This window comes from Pandoraea sp. E26 (assembly GCF_000681415.1).
Lineage (GTDB): Bacteria > Pseudomonadota > Gammaproteobacteria > Burkholderiales > Burkholderiaceae > Pandoraea > Pandoraea pnomenusa.
In genome coordinates this window covers 307,278-325,404 of record NZ_AYXJ01000002.1, presented here as the reverse complement: position 1 = coordinate 325,404, position 18,127 = coordinate 307,278, and the positions used below count along the sequence as shown (strand labels likewise).

The 18,127-nt window shown below is 66.1% G+C and carries 17 protein-coding genes; 9 read left to right on the top strand and 8 right to left on the bottom strand.

The features are described 5' to 3' along the window. Positions 1-73: 73 nt before the first annotated feature. Entirely contained in the window at positions 74-1,252 is a 1,179-nt protein-coding gene (locus W930_RS0101560; protein WP_023596612.1) for a DUF2863 family protein, read from the top strand. A gap of 45 nt (positions 1,253-1,297) precedes the next feature. On the opposite strand, the gene W930_RS0101555 is transcribed toward W930_RS0101560, so the two are convergent. Beyond that, entirely contained in the window at positions 1,298-1,978 is a 681-nt protein-coding gene (locus W930_RS0101555) for a tRNA (guanosine(46)-N(7))-methyltransferase TrmB (protein WP_023596613.1), read from the bottom strand. 316 nt (positions 1,979-2,294) lie between these two features. Here W930_RS0101555 and W930_RS0101550 point away from each other — a divergent pair, with 316 nt between their 5' ends. Beyond that, positions 2,295-2,933, top strand: a complete 639-nt coding sequence (locus W930_RS0101550; protein ID WP_023596614.1) for a BspC domain-containing protein — start codon at positions 2,295-2,297, stop codon at positions 2,931-2,933. Between the two features lie 43 nt (positions 2,934-2,976). Here the strand turns inward: W930_RS0101550 and W930_RS0101545 are convergent, their stop codons facing one another. Both W930_RS0101545 and yaaA read right to left on the bottom strand, forming a co-directional pair. Further along, positions 2,977-4,125 (bottom strand): M14-type cytosolic carboxypeptidase, encoded by a 1,149-nt coding sequence (locus tag W930_RS0101545; protein ID WP_023873892.1) that lies wholly within the window; start codon positions 4,123-4,125, stop codon positions 2,977-2,979. 79 nt (positions 4,126-4,204) lie between these two features. Continuing rightward, positions 4,205-4,984, bottom strand: a complete 780-nt coding sequence (yaaA, locus tag W930_RS0101540) for a peroxide stress protein YaaA (RefSeq protein ID WP_023873891.1) — start codon at positions 4,982-4,984, stop codon at positions 4,205-4,207. A 47-nt stretch (positions 4,985-5,031) separates the two neighbouring features. Here yaaA and W930_RS0101535 point away from each other — a divergent pair, with 47 nt between their 5' ends. Both W930_RS0101535 and W930_RS0101530 read left to right on the top strand, forming a co-directional pair. Beyond that, positions 5,032-5,544 carry a putative toxin-antitoxin system toxin component, PIN family gene (locus W930_RS0101535; protein WP_023873890.1) on the top strand — a complete coding sequence of 171 codons (513 nt, stop codon included), beginning with the start codon at positions 5,032-5,034 and terminating at the stop codon, positions 5,542-5,544. Positions 5,545-5,631: 87 nt separating this feature from the next. After that, complete coding sequence (locus W930_RS0101530; RefSeq protein WP_023873888.1) at positions 5,632-6,819, top strand: pyridoxal phosphate-dependent aminotransferase; 1,188 nt, start codon at positions 5,632-5,634, stop codon at positions 6,817-6,819. Between the two features lie 107 nt (positions 6,820-6,926). Here the strand turns inward: W930_RS0101530 and W930_RS0101525 are convergent, their stop codons facing one another. The 5 genes from W930_RS0101525 to W930_RS0101505 form a co-directional block, all read right to left on the bottom strand. After that, positions 6,927-7,466: a carboxymuconolactone decarboxylase family protein gene (locus tag W930_RS0101525; RefSeq protein WP_023873886.1), complete on the bottom strand. Its 540-nt coding sequence runs from the start codon at positions 7,464-7,466 to the stop codon at positions 6,927-6,929. Between the two features lie 74 nt (positions 7,467-7,540). Continuing rightward, the gene (locus tag W930_RS25590; protein WP_023873884.1) at positions 7,541-8,782 is read right to left on the bottom strand and encodes an MFS transporter; all 1,242 of its coding nucleotides are present in this window, start codon (positions 8,780-8,782) and stop codon (positions 7,541-7,543) included. A 63-nt stretch (positions 8,783-8,845) separates the two neighbouring features. Beyond that, a complete protein-coding gene (locus tag W930_RS0101515; protein ID WP_023873883.1) occupies positions 8,846-9,604 on the bottom strand; it encodes an SDR family oxidoreductase in 759 nt (252 codons plus the stop codon). A 336-nt stretch (positions 9,605-9,940) separates the two neighbouring features. Continuing rightward, positions 9,941-10,891: a GlxA family transcriptional regulator gene (locus tag W930_RS0101510; RefSeq protein ID WP_023873881.1), complete on the bottom strand. Its 951-nt coding sequence runs from the start codon at positions 10,889-10,891 to the stop codon at positions 9,941-9,943. Positions 10,892-11,064: 173 nt separating this feature from the next. Then, positions 11,065-11,721, bottom strand: coding sequence for a glutathione S-transferase (locus W930_RS0101505; RefSeq protein ID WP_023873879.1), 657 nt, complete (start codon positions 11,719-11,721; stop codon positions 11,065-11,067). Positions 11,722-12,228: 507 nt separating this feature from the next. Between W930_RS0101505 and W930_RS0101500 the strand changes: the two genes are divergently transcribed. The 5 genes from W930_RS0101500 to W930_RS0101480 all read left to right on the top strand — a co-directional run bounded on the left by W930_RS0101500 (position 12,229) and on the right by W930_RS0101480 (position 18,019). Beyond that, complete coding sequence (locus W930_RS0101500) at positions 12,229-13,776, top strand: 3-hydroxyacyl-CoA dehydrogenase (RefSeq protein WP_051399250.1); 1,548 nt, start codon at positions 12,229-12,231, stop codon at positions 13,774-13,776. A 16-nt stretch (positions 13,777-13,792) separates the two neighbouring features. After that, positions 13,793-14,572, top strand: coding sequence for an oxepin-CoA hydrolase, alternative type (locus W930_RS0101495; RefSeq protein ID WP_023596626.1), 780 nt, complete (start codon positions 13,793-13,795; stop codon positions 14,570-14,572). Positions 14,573-14,739: 167 nt separating this feature from the next. Further along, positions 14,740-15,456, top strand: a complete 717-nt coding sequence (locus tag W930_RS0101490; protein ID WP_023873875.1) for a histidine phosphatase family protein — start codon at positions 14,740-14,742, stop codon at positions 15,454-15,456. Between the two features lie 98 nt (positions 15,457-15,554). Next, the gene (locus tag W930_RS0101485; RefSeq protein ID WP_023873873.1) at positions 15,555-16,652 is read left to right on the top strand and encodes a phosphotransferase; all 1,098 of its coding nucleotides are present in this window, start codon (positions 15,555-15,557) and stop codon (positions 16,650-16,652) included. Between the two features lie 113 nt (positions 16,653-16,765). After that, positions 16,766-18,019, top strand: a complete 1,254-nt coding sequence (locus W930_RS0101480) for an acyl-CoA dehydrogenase family protein (protein WP_023596629.1) — start codon at positions 16,766-16,768, stop codon at positions 18,017-18,019. Positions 18,020-18,127 lie beyond the last annotated feature (108 nt).

Sequence of the window (18,127 nt, the reverse complement as noted above, 5' to 3'; positions counted from 1 at the left end):
GCGGTACGTACCATCAATCGCGTTCACGCATGCCGTACAATCGTGAGTTCATGTGTTTCTGCTTTGCACGACTATGCGCTCACGCACCGCCAAACGACTGACTCCCGACGCCGAAAAGCTGGTCGGCCACGCGCTCGCGCTGGCCGCCTCGGGAAGCCGTATCGAAGACCGCTTCTGGGAAGCCCAGCTCGATACGCTCCTCACCCGCGTATTGCGCACGGGCAACCAGCCCGCCATCGACGCCGCGCTCGACCACCTGCAGGCCAATCACAGCGAGGCCTACGGCGCGCTGGCCGACCTGATCGAATCGCAAAGCGAATCGGCCGAGCCCGAGGCCGACGGCCAGGTCTGGGACGGCCTGCTCGTCGCCGTGCCGATTCTCGCCTGGACACGCTATGCGATTCCCTCGGGCCCCGTGAAAGGCGACGCCCTGATGCCGATCCGCGCGCACCTGCATGCGCACGTGCTGGCCGAATCGGCCCGTGTGGCGATTTCGCCGTACCTCTACAGCATCGATCAGCTCCCGCGAACGCATTGCGAATCGTGGAAAGTCACGCAGCAGCTCGTGCGTGCGGCCGTCGACAACGCCGAAGTGAAGCAACCGGGCGGCGATCTGCCGGAGACCGCGCCCATTCTCGCGGATCCGCGCTTCCTTCTCGCTGCCGTCACGGTGCCCAAGGGCGCGCCGATGTTCCGCTGGCAGGAAGACGGCGCGCGTCACGCCGAGCGCGGCCAATGCCAGGAAGCCTGGTCGGCACAGGGTGGCCCGAACCTGAACGCACTCCTGCCCGGCTGCGAAATCGAATGCCTGCTGCCCGACGCCTACTATGCGAGCTGTCGCGAGGCCGACGAACGCATTCGCCCGCACACGATCCGCACAGCGCTGCGCTATCTCGAAGACGTGCTCACGCTCACGCCGCCGGAGTTGCGCGCCGTGATCGCCGGGTTCGGCGAACAGAACATCGACGAGTACCGCATCAGCTTCACGCAACGCGGTAGCAACGACGTGATCTACGGCGTCGTATGGCCGCTGTACGGCCGCGAGAATGGGGAAGTCGAGGGCGGCGCACTCGATGAGGTCACGGACTTGCTCAAGGCGTGCGGCGTGACGGAGATTCGCAAGCATCCGGGCCGCTTCGATCCCGAGTATTGCGACGATTGCGGCGTGCCGCTGTATCCCGATCCGGTGGGCGAGGTGGTCCACGCCGAAATGCCGGAAGACGCCGAACCGAGCCGTCCGCATTTCCACTGATCGCGTCGGCGCCGACATGGTGCCGGGGACGGTGCGGCCGTGCGCTCACGGCAACGTCACCACGCAACGATGCAGTCCATGGCCGGACGCGAGGTACTTGCGCTCGAACGGCGTCATGGGCGCATCGCCGGGCGTCGGGGCCCACGTCTCGACGCTCGGGCGCACACCGCTGAGCCACTCGGTGGCCAGGGCGAATTCCTCGATGTAGAGGTGCCAGTTGCTGCGGCACTCGAGCACGCCGCCCAGCGCGATGACCGTGGGAAACACGGCGTGCGCGTGCCAGCGACGCGAGAGCTGCCCGATCTTCGGCCACGGATTCGGATAGAGAAGGTAGTGGCGTGCCGGGCGAACGCCTGCGTCGGCCAACTGCCGCCAGAAGTCGACGAGATCCGCACGCACCCACACGAAGTTCTCGGGCCACACGCCTTCCCACCAATCCTTGCCTCGCACGATGCGACTCTCCGACTGGTCGATGCCGATGACGAAGTGATCGGGAAACTGCGTTGCCAGACGTAACGTGCTTTCGCCTACGCCACAACCGGCGTCGACGATGAGCGGCGCGGCGCCGGCGGTGCGCCAGGCGTGCATCGCCGCGTCGAAAGCCGCCGCGCTGTAAGCGGCCAGCGGTTTGCGGAACACCGCTTCGCGATGACGATGCACGAGGTCCGCGAGCTTGTCGTGCGGACCGGTTTGAGCACTCTCGACAGTGCGTGAGTTTGCGAACATGCGAAAGGAATGCGGTGCGAACGCGCGAAGTTTGCGCAGGCCGGCGTGGCATCGAAGCGTGAATCAGGCCCGCATTGTAACGCGCCGTCACTTTCCCGCCCTGCCCTGTTACGTTTGCGGGCTTACCCGGCGGGCGTGAGCGGCGCTTTTTTCGGTTAAGATGGGAGCCGCCTGGCCGCTGTCTTTCAAAATGCGGCCAAGCCTCTTCGCGAGCGGCGCACGCAATCGGCTCATACGATGGACCACCGCGTGCCCGCATTGCTCTGCAATGCTCGGGTCTGTCCAGACCCGTCCGCCCCCGAGACTACGTCAAGTAATGTCGAATCGATTTTTTCAACGCGCCGTCGGCGTCGTGATGCGAGCCGTGCGCCAGGTCGCCGCTTCCGCCTCGATCGCCGTGGCCGCGCCGTTTTGCCTGTCGGCCTTCGCGGCTCCTGCACAGGCCTTCACGCTCGAGCAGCATCGTGCGCTGGTCGAGCAGTTCATCAACACGCGCCACGCCGACCCGCTGGTCGCCGACTGCGCCGCGCATGCGAGCTTCGTCGTGGCGACGCTGCCCGGGTACGAGAGCGTCGAGTACGCCGACAACGCCCTCGACGCGGACCACGCCAAAGTCGCGCCATGGTCGGGGCCATTCGACGATCGCAAACAGCGCGTCGACGTCACGCAGATGGTCGAGCTCGACGGCATCGGCAAACGCACCACCGGCCAGACGGACAACATCCACATACGTTGTGGCTACGCGGACGGCCGCATGATGGGCTTCGATTACACGTCGCCGCTGCCGCAGGTCGAGCAACCGGTCAAGCGCGCGTCACGCGGTCACACGCGCGGCAAAGCATCGCACGCCACCGCGAAGTCGGGCAAGCGGAGCGCTGCGAAGTCGTCGGGCAGCAAGTCGTCGTCGAAGTCGTCCGGCACCAAAAAGGCCACGACCAGGAAGAAGGCGCACTGATCGCACGATGCGGCGTCCGCGGACGCCGTATCGCGTTCACGGCTTACTTCTGGTCCGCCTGCATCTGCGCCCAGATCGCCGCCAGCATCGACGCACCGAGCGCCGCGCTGCGCGCGCCGTTCCAGCCTGTGTGCGTGTCGGGCCGGTTGGCGTTGTCCTTGAACGGCATCTCCAGCGTCAACGCCAGACAACCAAAGCGGTGGGCAACCCACTTCGACGCGAGCTTGAGCGACTCCGGCCCGTGCTTGCCCGGCGGATAGCCGAACTTGTCCTGGAAGTCGAGGCTGGCCGCCTTGAAACGTTCGCCGAATGCCTTCTCGCGGGCGAGCAACTCGGGCGATGCCGTCTCGACCCCATCATTGCCGGCGAGGAACACGTAGGGCAGCGCCTCGTCGCCGTGAATGTCGAAGAACATGTCGCAGCCGAGCGCCTCGATGGCTTCGCGTACCACGAAGACTTCCGGGCTGCGCACGGGATCGGGCTCGAGCCATTCGCGATTGAGGTTCGCGCCCGCCGCATTGGTACGCAGATTGCCGCGCGCCGCGCCGTCGGGATTCATGTTCGGCACGATGTGCAGCGTCGCTTCGTCCAGCACGGCCCGGGCGAGCGGGTCGCCGGCCCAGTCACCCGCGCCCAACAACCGCCGCAGCATGCCTTCCACGAACCACTCCGCCATCGTCTCCCCCGGGTGCTGACGTGCAATCACCCACACGTTGCGCTTGCCGGCACGCGGCTCGCCCACCGTGAGCAACGTCATGTCGCGGCCGTCGACGGTGCGCCCCAGCGAGCGCGTTCGGGCGAGCGGTGAATTCTGCGCCGTGCCGACCAGCGCGAGGTGGCGTTCATCCGAATAGGGTTCGAAATAGGCGAGGTAGACGCTGTCATGCGCGGGCGTGAACGCGACGGTCATGACACGCCCGTCGTACGACGTCGGCACGCGAAACCAGGTCACGCGATCGTACGATGCGACCGCACGGTAGTTCTCCCATCCGCACGGGTATGACGTCTGCCCCGCGTTATCGAACACGATGCGGCAGGGCACACCCGCCACGCCCTGCACCCGGAAGTGAAACCACTGCGCGAACGCCGCGGCGTTGTCCTGGGGAATGCGCACGTGGATATCGTTCGCCTGCGCGGCGCTGACAACTTCGATGGCGCCGCTGTCGAACCGGCTGCTGATGTGAACGGTCATGGCTTGTCTCACTGACGCAAGGACTGGCAAAAACGAAGAGGCCCCGGCGCATTGGCTCGGGGCCCGTGGTGGTCTGGCGCTATGCCACTCGGCGGCGGAAGACCCAGAGCGCATCGTTCGACACGCTGTCGTCGAACGCGTAGCCCTCGCTGTCGAATGCCTTGAGCTGCTGCACGTCGGTCACGCCGCGCTCGATGGCGTAGCGCGCCATCAGCCCTCGCGCCCGCTTGGCGTAGAAACTGATGATCTTGTACTTGCCGCTCTTCCAGTCTTCGAACACCGGCGTGATCACGGGCGCCGCCACCAGACGTCGCTTGATGACCCGGAAGTACTCCTCGGACGCCAGATTCACGAGCACGCGACGCGGCTCGGCATGCTCGGCAAGCGACGCATTGATCGTATGCGTCACGCGCTCGCCCCAGAACGCATACAAGTCACGCCCGCGCTTGTTGGCAAAACGCGTGCCCATCTCCAGACGATACGGTTGCAGCAGGTCGAGCGGCCGCAGTACGCCATACAGGCCGGAGAGAATGCGCAGATGCTTCTGTGCGAAGTCGAGTTGGGTTGCGCTCAGGCTGCGGGCGGCAAGACCTTCATAGACGTCGCCGTTGAAAGCGAGCACGGCTTGCTTGGCGTTGGTGGTGTCGAAGCGCGGGGACCACTCGGCATACCGGTTGGCGTTGAGGACGGCCAGTTGATCGGAGATGCTCATGAGCGAGCCGACTTGCGCCGGGCTCAGTTCGCGCAGGCCCTCGATCAATTCGGCCGCGTCGTCAACGAACTGCGGCACGGTGTGCGTGCTCACGTGCGGCGGCGTTTCGTAGTCGAGCGATTTGGCCGGCGAAAGAACAATTATCATATTGGGTGCAGCGTTCCTGCAAAAACGAGAAACCGACATTCTATCCAATGCTTCAAAACGCTGTTGCCACGCCCGCCGACCGGGCCTTCGCCGAGCATCTCGACACCCTGGCCACACCGCCGCGCGTGGTGCTCGACACCAATGTCTGGATCGACCTGCTGGTTTTCGACGACCCTGTCGCCCGGCCGGTGCGCGACGCGCTCGTGGAGCGCCGCCTCACGGCACTCATGGCGCCGCGCTGCCGCGACGAACTCGCCGTGGTGCTGACCTACCCGCAATTCGCCTCGCGCGAAATCGACAACGCGGCGGCACTCGCCTGGGTCGACGCCCTCACGCACCGTATCGTGGTGCCGGACGACGCTGCCCCGCCCGCGTCCCTGCCCCTGTGCCGTGACCGCGACGACCAGAAATTCCTCGAAGCCGCGCGCGACGGCCATGCGCATTGGCTCGTCAGCAAGGACAAGGCCGTGCTTAAACTCCGGAGCCGCGTGGCACGCCAGTTCGGCTTTCGTATCGTGACGGCCAGCGCCTTCACGTCGCTGCTGGCCATCGGCAGGTAGTGCGTCGAAGCGGGGTCGAAGCAGGGGCCGAAGTGAGGCCGAAGCGTTAGAATGACGTCCTGATCACTGCTTCGTCCCACCGTATAAATGAACGCGCCTCACACTGCTTCGCCCTCGCCGACGCTGGTCGCGCCGCCGCTCACGTCGCGCCTGCCGAATGTCGGCACCACCATTTTCACCGTGATGTCGGCGCTCGCCGCCGAGAAGCAGGCCGTGAACCTCGGCCAGGGCTTCCCCGACTTCTCGTGCGATCCGAAGATCGTCGACGCCGTCTCGCGCGCCATGCGCGAAGACCACAACCAGTACCCGCCGATGGCCGGCGTTCCGGCGCTGCGTCAGGCGATTGCGGACAAAATCGGCCAGCTTTACGGACAGGCATACGACTGGAACACGGAAATCACGGTGACGGCCGGCGCCACGCAGGCACTGCTCACGGCGATTCTCGCCACGGTGCATCCGGGCGACGAAGTGATCGTGTTCGAACCGACGTACGACAGCTACGTGCCTTCGATCGAGCTGGCCGGTGGCAAGCCGGTTTACATCACGCTCGAGGCGCCCGACTTCCGGATTCCGTTCGACAAGCTGGCTGCCGCGATCACGCCGCGCACGCGCCTCATTCTGTTCAACACGCCGCACAATCCGAGCGGCACGGTGTGGCATGAAAAGGATCTGGCGAAGCTTGCCGAGATCGTGGCCGGCACCGACATCCTGCTGATCTCGGACGAGGTCTATGAACACATGGTGTACGACGGCAAGCGCCACGAGAGCGTGGCGCGCCATCCGGAGCTCGCGCGCCGCAGTTTCATCGTGTCGAGCTTCGGCAAGACGTATCACGTAACGGGCTGGAAGGTCGGTTTCGTGGCCGCTCCGGCGGCGTTGTCGGCTGAGTTCCGCAAGGTGCATCAGTTCAACGTGTTCACCGTGAACACGCCGATGCAGGTCGGACTCGCGGACTACATGCGCGACCCGACGCCGTATCTGTCGCTCCCGGCCTTTTATCAGCGCAAGCGCGACCTGTTCCGCGAAGGGCTCGCCGCCACGCGTTTCAAACTGCTGCCGTGCGAAGGCACCTACTTCCAATGCGTGGATTACAGCGCGATCAGCGATATGAGCGAGGCCGACTTCGCGCTTTGGCTAACGGGCGAGATCGGTGTGGCCGCCATTCCGGTGTCGGCGTTCTATCATTCACCGCACGAATCCGGCGTGGTGCGCTTCTGCTTCGCCAAGCAGGACGCCACGCTTCGCGAAGCGCTCGCGCGACTCGCGAAGATCTGAGCGGCGCGCGGCATCGCGCCGCCCCCGCTCGACCTCCGTTCTCCGTTCTCCGTTCGCCGGTCGATAGCCGGCCGGCAAATGGAGCGCCGGCACGCGGGTTGGCCGCCTCACTTCAGTGCAGGGAAGTCCACCGTGGTGTCGTTGACGCGATTGAATACGTTCGTGAACGTGATGATCGCAATGGCCAGTGCAACGTCGACGACCGCCTCGTCCCCAAAACCCGCTGCCTGGAATGCCTCGAACTCCTGCGGCGCAATCGTTCCCCGGCTTTCCTGGAGCACACGGACGAATCTCACCAGGGCATCCCGGCGCACATCTCCCGTCGGCGCCAATGCCTGGATCGCACGAACGCCGTCGACCGGAATTCCGGAGGCTTTGGCGGCAAGGCTGTGTGCCGCCACGCAATAGTCGCAACCGGCCACGGCGCTCACCACCAGCTTGACGATTTCGCGTTCCTGCGCCGACAGCGTTCCACGGGAGAGGACCGCATCGGCGGAAAGCATCGCCTGCAGCGCGGGCGTGTTCAGGGCGCCGATGGCGGCGTAGGCGTTTGGCACCATGCCAATGGCCTTGCGGATCGCGGCAAAAACGTCGGCAGTGTTGCCCGAGGCAACGGTTGCGGCGGGCGTCTGGATACGTGAAGTCATTACGGGTTTTCCTTTCGAGAGAGTCCGCGCGGGCGAAAGCGTCGCCTTGCGAGGACGTTGAAAATCAGCGGTGCTCAACCATCCAGTCCGGTCGTTGCGTTCCGATGGAGGGACTTCGCGGCTTGGGGCCATGTCCCGAGTCGGGCGTTCAGGCCCAGGGCAATGGCTTCGGCAAGTGCCGCGACGAGACCGATGCCCCAGAGGGCGCCGGTGCCCAATACGAGCGCGCCCAGGGCGCTGCCAATCGAGAAGCCGAAGTACATGGTCGACGTGTTGAGCGCCAGGGCGACGGTTGCCTGCCCCGGGGCACCGGCGCCGATCAGGCGCGACATCTGTGCCGGAAAAAATGACCACACAGTGAAGCCCCATAACGCGACGGCAACGAGTACCGGCACAAAGGCAATCCGCGCAGGCAACCCGGACGCGGCGGCCAGTGCCAGGAACGAAAGAGCGAGCAGCACCAGCGAAGCGCGCACCACGCGTTCGGCACCGAACCGGTCATTGAACACGCCTCCGGTCATCACACCGGCGGCCGCCGCCAGCCCCCAAAGCGAGACCGTCGCGGTCACCGCATTCGGATCGAAGTCGAGAACGGCCGCCAGGTATTCGGCGATGTACGGATATACGGCAAACGCGCCGATGGCCCAGAAAAGGCTGACGGCCAGGAGGCGCTGAATGGCTCGTTGGCGTGTCACCGACACGCGCTCGCGCAGGCTCGCCACCACGACGCCCTGCCCCGCCTCGCGTGCGATGCCCGCCGCGATTCCCACGATTGCGATGGCGCTCATCGCGCCGACCAGCCCGAACGTCGCCCGCCAACCGAATGCGTGGCCGATCACACCGCCCAGTGGCAGTCCCAGCGCAATGGCCAGTGTCTGCCCCGCGCTAACGATGGCCAGAGCCCGGCCACGCATGCCGGGAGCCACGATGACGCCGGCCAGCCCGTTGGCCGCCGGCACATAGAGGCCCGCGGCAACGGCCATCAGCACGCGAGCGCCGAGCAGTACGGCGAACGAGGACGACAGCGCCGCGGCGGCATTACCGATGGCGAAGAGCGACATGGCCAGCAGCAGCACCCGCTTGCGCGCCATCCGGCCGGTGGCCACGGTGGCGACCGGAGAGGACAGCGCCAGCACCAGCGTGAATACGACAACCAGCAACGCTACCCTCGGGACCGGCATGGCGAAATCGCGCGCCATGACCGGCAGCAATGGCGCGATCATGAAACCTTCCGTGCCGATGGCGAAGGTGCCAAGGGCCAGAAAGCCGGCGGGAAGCAGGTTGGCACGGGTATTCAGGGCAAGCGACGCGGCCATGGCGCGGGTCTCCGAGGGAAGCGGGCCCGCTCGGCAGCAGGCCCGTGTGATTGCGCGGTCGTGTCAGACCGGGATCGGGTTGGCGGCGATCTCGGCGTTGAAGCCGTCGACCAGGGCGTGCTCGCCCAGGCCGGGGTTGTCGCGCAACGCGCGAACCGCCTCGACGAAGACCTCCGGCGCATCGGTCGCCAGGCCCTTCATCGTTTCGGCGATGAAGGCGTCGAGTGGCATGGCGCGCGGATCGCCGCTCTTCTTGATCAGGTCGGTGTCCACCCACGGCGGCGCGATTTCCTGCACGGACACGCTGGTGTCTTTGAGCATGAAGCGCTGCGACAGCGCGTAGGAATGGAGCGCCGCCTTCGAGGCCGAATACACGGCATTGGTGGCGATCGGCACGTACGCGAGGATCGAGGTGTTGTGGATGATGGTGGCGCGCGGCTGTGCCTTGAGGTGTTCGACCAGCGCCGAGGTCAGGCGGATGGGGCCCAGCAGGTTGGTATCCAGAATGCGCCGCGAGACAGCGTCGTCGATCCGGCCGGATGCGTCGTCGAACGGCATGATGCCGGCGTTGTTGATGAGTACATTCAGTGTCGGGTAGTCGCGGATCAGTTGCGCGGCCACGCGGTCGATGTCGGCTGCATCCGAGATGTCGAGCGCCACGCCGTCAATGCCGGGATGGGCGGCGGCGACTTCGTCGAGCAAGGCCTGACGGCGGCCGGCAATGATCACTTTATTGCCCAGCGCGTGGAACTGCTCTGCGAGCGCGCGGCCGATGCCGGAGGTGCCACCCGTGATGAAAATCGTGTTGCCGGTCGTTTGCATGATTGTCTTCCTTGTCGTGCGCCGCACCGGCGCTGTTTGTCGATGGATGCACTATGCGCGCTCGGCAGGAAGTCTCAAATGACATATAAACGTCGATAACGGACATCCCCGTCATCAGGCGGCATGCACGCAAAAAAGCCCGGGGAGCAACCGGGCCGACAAGGACGTTTCGAACGATCGCGAATACCGCGGGACGACGACCGGATCACGCCGGAGCGCGACGGGCATCGCGGCTTCCCGGATCGAGGCGGAAAGGGATGTCACACGTTGGGTGGCGATGCGGGCGGGCGCACCGTGCACCGGTCGGCCCGAATGACATCGTTCCGGCGTATCAGGTCACGCCGCTTCGTCACCGTCCATCAGCTTCAGGTGACGTTTGAGGCTCGCGGGCGGCTGTCCGTAGTTGCGCAAAAAGGCACGTCGCATGCGATCCCGATCCGTGAAACCGGTATCGCGGGCAACGACATCGAGCGGATGACGGCCATGCTCGAGCATTACGCGCGCGGCCTCCAGACGCAGCATCTCCACGGCCTTGGCGGGGGACTGCCCGGTTTCCTCCCGAAACACCCGGCTGAACTGACGCGGGGACAGACTGGCGGCGTCGGCCAGTTCCTCGACGGAGAGCGCGTTGCGCAGGTTCTCGCGCGCATACGTCAGGGCCCGTCGGACCCGATCCGAGCGTGGTTCCAGTTCCAACATCGCCGAGAACTGGGATTGGCCGCCCGGCCGGCGGTGGTACACGACCAGCTTTCGCGCGATGGCGCGCGACAGCGCCGGGCCATGGTCGTCTTCGAGCAGGGCCAGCGTGAGGTCGATGGCCGAGGACATGCCGGCCGACGTCCAGATGTTGCCGTCGCGGATGAAGATGCGGTCCTCGTCCACGCGAACTTTCGGAAAGCGCGCCTGCAGCGTGCGCGCATGTGCCCAGTGCGTGGTGGCTGCGCGGCCGTCGAGCAGGCCCGCCTGGGCCAGGACGAAGGCGCCGGTGCACACCCCCGCTACCCGGCGTGCCTCGTCACCCGCTCGGGCGACGTAATCGTTCAGCCCCGGCGAGACTTCCTGGGGCAGCAGTTCCCCTGCCACCATAAGCGTATCGGGCATGACCCCGATGGGCACCGTTTCGATCCCCGCGTTCATCGACGAGCGGATCGTACCGCCGCGCTCGGACAATATCGTCAGACGATAGCCCTGCGCCCCCAATTCGGCGTTGGCGAATTCAAAGGCCGTCAACGCGGCCAGCCCCATGAGTTGAAAGCCATCTTCGAGAATCAGGCCGACCTGTCGCATCGCGTTCCCTTCCTGAAATGCCGGATCAGCCCCATCCTGCCACCGAAGTGCTCGGCTGTGTGGCGCGTTGGCCGCCAATGGCCGGAAATGCCGCCTTCGTGTCTGCAATCTGCGCAGCCGACGCATGAACCGATGGCGGCCCGTATCCTTTGGCGACCCACGCCCCGACGACGTTACTTCGCCGCCTTCTCCTTCTGCGCTTGCTGATATGCCTTCTGCTCCGCGCGCATGCGCTGGAACGACTCACGTTCGGCCATCAGCTTGGCGTAAGCCTTCCAGTCGATGCCGACGGCCTGCAGGAAGTCTTCGCCGTACACCGCTTGCGTCGCCATGCCGAGAATCGGCAAATGGATGGCCGCCGCAATGTCTACCATCGTGAAAGTGTCGCCCGCGACATAGGGTGCGAACTTCGCCAGACGCTTGAAGGCCGCGATATTGCGGCGCAGCAGCTTTTCCGTGCGCGAGCGCGTGCCCTCCGACACCGTGCCGCCGAAGAACGCCTGCGTGTACACCTCGCGCACGACCAACTCCAGATGCAGTTGCAGCATCGTCAGTAATTCGCGCTCCTTGGCCTGACGCCACGGATCGGCCGAAAACAAGGCCGGCGACGGATGCGCGGCGTCCAGGTAATCGCAGATCACCTGCGATTCCGCCAGATAGCCATGCTCGGTTTGCAGATACGGCACCTTGCCAAGCGGCGAGCATTGCAGCAGCGGCTCTTCCTGGCTCGGAATGGACTCCGACTCCTCAAAGGACAGGCCCTTCTCGTACAGCACAACCTTGACCTTGTTGTAATAGTTGCTGATAGGAAATCCGTACAGCTTCAACATGATGTCTCCCATGCGGCACGGCCGGCGTCATCGGCGTCGAGGCGCCGTGCGACGTGCGCAATGTTCATGATGCGTCCCAGATGCACTGCCGCCCTCAGGGCGACGGCTCGTTAGCGGCCGGGCTCGACCGGCGGCCAACCGAAGTGTAACGGCATTGCGGGACCCTTCGTGAAACACCGGCGTGACGGCGTGTCCCGAAATCCGGCGGCACCGCCCGCGGAGCGATCGGTTTCGCCATCTTGCAGGCTGACCGCGCAGCGGAACAAGCGCTGGCAGCGTGCGCCAGATCGGCGACAATAGCGGCAACGCATCAGGCGCATCGGTTTGCATTGCTCGCGAACTCGGCAGGAAATTCATTTCCCGACCGACCGGTCGGACGATAGAATGGCGAGTCACGTTCGCGCGGCGTCCCCCACGACGTCGTTGCGGCGCCGGTCCAACGGCGCAACCGTACCTGCATGACGATTTCGATCGACGACAATCGACACCAACCTCGAGACACTCCGAATGACTGCATCCTCCGCATCCCCCTCCTCCGGCACGACCATCGACGTATTGGGCATCGTCGGCGCAGGCGCCATGGGCCGGGGCATCGCCCAGATCGCCGCGCAGGCCGGACTGCGCGTCAAGCTCTACGACACCAACGCGAAGGCCGTGCAGGCCGCGCTGGACGCGCTGCGCGACACGCTCGACAAGCTTGCCGCGAAGGGCAAGATCGAGGCATCGAGCGTCGAGGCGACGATGGGGCGTTTGCAGGCCTGCGGCGCGCTCGAGGATCTCGCCGACTGCCAGCTCGTGGTCGAGGCCATCATCGAGAAGCTCGAGATCAAGCGCGATCTGTTTCGCTCGCTCGAAGGCATCGTGGCGCCCGATGCGATCCTCGCATCGAACACGTCGTCGCTCTCGATCACGGCCATTGCCGCGGCCTGCGAGCGCCCGGAGCGCGTGGCCGGCTACCACTTCTTCAATCCGGTCCCGCTCATGAAGGTCGTCGAGGTCATCGACGGGCTGCGCACCGCGCCCGAGGTCGGCGACGCCCTGCTCTCGCTGGGTCGTCGAATGGGCCACACCGCCGTGCGCTGCAAGGACATGCCGGGCTTCATCGTCAATCACGCCGGCCGCGGCATGAACACCGAAGGCCTGCGCGTGGCCAGCGAGGGCATTGCTAGCTTCGCGGACATCGACCGTATCCTGCGCGAGCAGGCCGGCTTCCGTCTCGGCACGTTCGAGCTGCTCGACCTCACGGCGCTCGACGTCTCGCACCCGGTGATGGAATCCATCTATCACCAGTTTTACGAAGAGGCGCGCTTCCGCCCGTCGCCGATCACGGCAGTGCGTTTCGCCGGTGGCCTGCTCGGACGCAAGGTCGGTGAAGGCTTCTACCGCTATGTCGACGGCAAACAGCAGGTGCCGCCCGAGGCCAGCGCACCGAAAACACTGCCCGCGAGTGTGTGGGTGAGCCGAGCCGATTCGCGCAGCTTCGCGGCCGTGGTGGAGTTGCTCGGTGCCACGGGCGTGACCATCGAAGCCGGCGACAAGCCGTCGGACTCGGCGTTGATCGTCGTCACCCCCCTCGGCCTCGACGCGACGACATGCGCGGTCGAGCAGGGCCTCGACGCCACGCGCACTGTAGCTGTCGACACCCTGCTGCCGCTCGCGGGCGCCAAGCGTCACACGCTGATGACCACGCCCGTGACCACGGTCGACGCGCGCGACGCGGCGCACGCGCTGTTCGCGCATGATGGCACGCCGGTGACCGTGATTCGCGACTCGGCCGGATTCGTCGCCCAACGGGTGATCGCCACGATCGTCAACATCGGTGCGGACATCGCGCAGCAGCGCATTGCCTCGCCGGGCGACATCGACCGGGCCGTGACGCTGGGCCTGGGCTACGCCAAGGGACCGCTCGCGCTGGGCGACGCCGTGGGCGCGCGCCAGTTGCTCACGGTGCTGCGCAATCTGCAATCGTTCTACGGCGACCCGCGCTATCGTCCGTCGCCGTGGCTCACGCGCCGCGCGCAACTCGGCGTGTCGCTGCTCACCGAAGAACAGTGATCCGGAGAATCGCCCCATGAGCGCCGAACTGCTTGCCGAACGCATCGACCATACGCTGGTGCTGACGCTGTCCAACCCCGGAGCGCGCAACGCGCTGCATCCGGACATGTACGCTGCGGGCGTCGAGGCGCTGGCCACGGCCGAGCGCGATTCGTCGATCCGTGCGGTGGTGATCACCGGCGCCGACAACTTCTTCTGCGCCGGTGGCAACCTCAACCGTCTGCTCGAAAATCGGCAGAAAGACCCGTCCGTGCAGGCCGCGAGCATCGACGCGCTGGCCGAGTGGATCGAAGCGCTGCGCGCCTGTCCGAAGCCGGTCATCGCCGCCGTCGAAGGTGCCGCCGCGGGCGCGGGCTTCTCGCTCGCCCTTGCCTGCGATCTGCTCGTGGCGGCCGACAACGCCAAGTTCGTGATGGCGTATGTCAAGGTCGGCCTCACCCCGGACGGCGGCGGCTCGTGGTTCCTCTCGCAAGCCCTCCCTCGGGCGCTGGCCACCGAGATCCTGCTCGAGGGCAAGCCGGTGGCTGCGTCGCGTCTGGCGGCCGCGGGTGTGGTCAACCGCGTGGTCGCGCCGGGTCAGGCACGCGCCGAAGCCCTGAACTGGGCTACCGATCTCGCGCAGCTCTCGCCGAACGCCGTAGGCCGTATCAAGTCGCTCATCGAGAGCGGTGCCAGCGATTCCCTCACCTCGCAACTCGGGGCCGAGCGCGACAACTTCGTCGCATCGCTGCACCATGCCGACGGTCTGGAGGGCATCAGTGCCTTCCTCGAGAAACGTCCGGCAAAATACACCTGATCGCGCGAACGACGACGGCGCGGGCGGCACGAACGCCCCGTGCTCCCACGCCGGCGTCCCACGCGCGGCCGCCACCCCGGGGTGGCGGACACCGGTATCCCTCATACCCCGTTCAGGAGATTGACCGCATGAGCGCTCTCGGCCACCCCGGCACCGCCGCCGGCCCGCTGACTTTCACTCCGCCCGCGCGTCGCCGCATCTATCTGATGCGCCACGGCGACGTGACCTATTTCGACGACAGCGGCAAGCCCGTCGACGCCGACACCGTCCCCCTGAACGCGCTTGGCCGTGAGCAGGCAAGCGCCGCCGGCCGTGCCTTCGCCGCCGAGAATATCCGTTTCGACCGCGTGATCGTGAGCGGCCTGCCGCGCACGCGCGAGACCGCCGAGCGCGTGCTGGCCGAGACGGGGCAGCGGATCGATATCGAGACGTGGACCTGCTGGCAGGAAATTCGCGCGGGCAGTCTTGCCGACGTGCCGCCGGCCGAGTTGGCGCAGGCGTTCCTGAGCGCCTTCGACGGACTCGTGCCCGAAGAGACCCGCTTCATGAACGGCGAGTCGGTGAGAGAGCTGCTCGATCGCGTGGTGCCGCCCCTGGCGGAGTTGCGTGCCGACCCATCGTGGGACACCGTGCTGCTGGTGCTGCATGGCGGCGTGAACCGTGCGATTCTCTCGCATGCGATGCATCCGCACGGACGGCTATTCCTGGGGCAGCTCGCCCAGACGCCCGCGTGCATCAACGCCCTCGACGTGGGCGACAAGCCACAGGACTGGGTGGTACGGTTGATGAACTTCGCGCCACCGCAGCCGCTGCATCGCGACAACCGGCTCACCGTCATGGAGAAGATCTTCGCGTCGTTCCTGCGCACACGTCGGCGAGACTGAGCGCGGCCGAACGCGGCGCATCTCGCCGGGTAGTCGTCGAGTTACCGAATCGTAGCAATCGTCCCGATCCACGTTGCACCGGAAATGCAGGAGACAGCATGGCCGAGGAGCTTCCACAGGACTTTTCCGCATTCGCAGGCGAGCGCGCGCTGGGTTCGCGCGTGCCTTTCGACGCCGCCGCGCTGGAGCGCTGGCTCATTGCGAACGTCGACGGCTTCGCCGGGCCGCTCGCGATCACGCAATTCAATGGCGGCCAATCGAATCCCACCTACCGCCTGAGTACCCCCGGCGCGGCGTACGTGCTGCGCACCAAGCCCGCGCCGGCGGCCAGACTGCTGCCGTCCGCGCACGCCATCGAGCGCGAGTATCGCGTGATGGATGCGCTCGCCGGCACCGATGTGCCGGTAGCGCGCATGCGCGGTCTGTGCGAGGACGAAGGCGTGATCGGTCTCGCGTTCTACGTGATGGACTTCGTCGAGGGGCGTGTCCTGTGGGATCCGGCCCTGCCCGGCATGACGGCGGCCGAACGCGGCGCCATCTACGACGAAATGAACCGGGTGATCTCGGCGCTGCACCGCGTGGACTACCGGGCGATCGGCCTCGAATCGTACGGCAAGCCCGGCGACTATATCGCCCGCCAGATCGCGCGATGGAGCAAGCAATACCGCGCGTCGGAGACCGAGACCATCGATGCCATGGATCGCCTGATCGCGTGGCTGCCCGAGCATTTGCCCACCGACGCACCCGAGCGCACCACCATCGTGCACGGCGACTTCCGGCTGGACAATCTCATCTTCCATCCCAGCGAGCCGCGCGTGCTTGCCGTGCTCGACTGGGAACTGTCGACGCTGGGCGACCCGCTCGCCGACTTCAGCTACCACTGCATGGCCTGGCATGTCAGTCCGGGCGTGTTTCGCGGCATTGCCGGTCTGGATCGGGAGACGCTGGGCATTCCCGACGAATCCGACTATGTGAGGCGTTACAGCGAACGCACGGGGATCGCGCGACCGTCGCAATGGAACTTCTACCTCGCGTACAACATGTTCCGCATCGCGGCGATCCTGCAAGGCATCATGAAGCGCGTGAGCGACGGTACCGCCGCGAGTCAACAAGCGCTGGACGCCGGCCGACGCGCCCGCCCGATGGCCGAACTCGCCTGGCAGTACGCCCAGCGCAGCGATGCGCAACGTGCGTGAAGGCGCACCGCGGCCTCGCACGCTTCGTGGCCGCTCGATGCCCGCACCGACCTTGATTTGCAAAGACTTCGCATGCCCTTCGCACCCGTAGTCCGCCACTGACCGGAGACGTCATGGATTTCAGCTACAGCCCCAAAGTCGACGCGTTGCGCGCGCGTCTGAGCGCGTTCTTCGATGAACACATCTTTCCGAACGAGCGCCGCTATCTCGAGGAAATCGACATCGCGCGGCGTCAGGGCGACGCCTGGCAACCGTCGCAGGTCATCGAACGCCTCAAGCCGCTGGCACGGAAGGCGGGCCTCTGGAATCTCTTCCTGCCCGACTCCGCGCGCGGCGCCGGCCTGACGAACGTCGAATACGCGCCACTGTGCGAGATCATGGGACAGGTGCCGTGGGCGCCCGAGGTGTTCAATTGCAATGCGCCCGACACCGGCAACATGGAAACGCTGGAGCGCTACGCCACGGACGCCCAGAAGGCGCAATGGCTGGCGCCACTGCTGCGCGGCGAGATCCGGTCCGCGTTTCTCATGACCGAGCCGGACGTGGCATCGTCCGATGCCACCAATGTGCAATGCCGGATTCGTCGCGACGGCGACGACTATGTCATCAACGGACGCAAGTGGTGGTCGACCGGTGCGGGCGACCCGCGCTGCGCGCTTTATATCGTGATGGGCAAGACCGACCCGGACGCGCCGAAACATGCGCAGCAGTCGATGATTCTGGTGCCGGCGGATGCGAAGGGTGTCTCGCGCGTGCGTCCGCTCACCGTGTTCGGTTACGACGACGCGCCGCACGGCCACATGGAAATCGTGCTCGACGACGTTCGCGTCCCGGCCAGCAGCATCCTGCTCGGCGAGGGCCGTGGCTTCGAGATCGCGCAAGGCCGCCTCGGGCCGGGACGCATCCACCATTGCATGCGACTCATCGGCCTGGCCGAGCGCGCCTTGTCCCTCATGTGCCAACGCACGCTCTCCCGGGTGGCGTTCGGCAAGCCGATCGCCGCGCAGGGCGTCACACGCGAGCGCATTGCCGAGGCGCGCTGCCTGATCGAGCAGGCGCGTCTGCTCACGCTCAAGGCGGCGTACATGATGGATACCGTAGGCAACAAGGCGGCGCGCGCCGAGATCGCCATGATCAAGGTCGTGGCGCCCAACATGGCGTGCCAGGTGCTCGACTGGGCGATGCAGGCGCACGGAGCGGCTGGGCTGTCGGGTGATTTTCCGCTCGCGTACGCCTACGCGAGCGCACGCACGCTGCGCTTTGCCGATGGCCCCGACGAGGTGCATCGCAACGCCATCGCCAAGCTGGAACTGGCACGCCACATGGCGGCCGACGACGACGCTTCGGCGGGCGTGGCACGAGGCTGACCCCGCGTCCGGCAGGGAAAAACGTTCTGTGGTGTAATTTCCGGGCAGTTTTCCCGAGGGCGCCTGACGCGCGCCCTCGTCCTGTTTCGTCATCCGTGTCGTCACCGT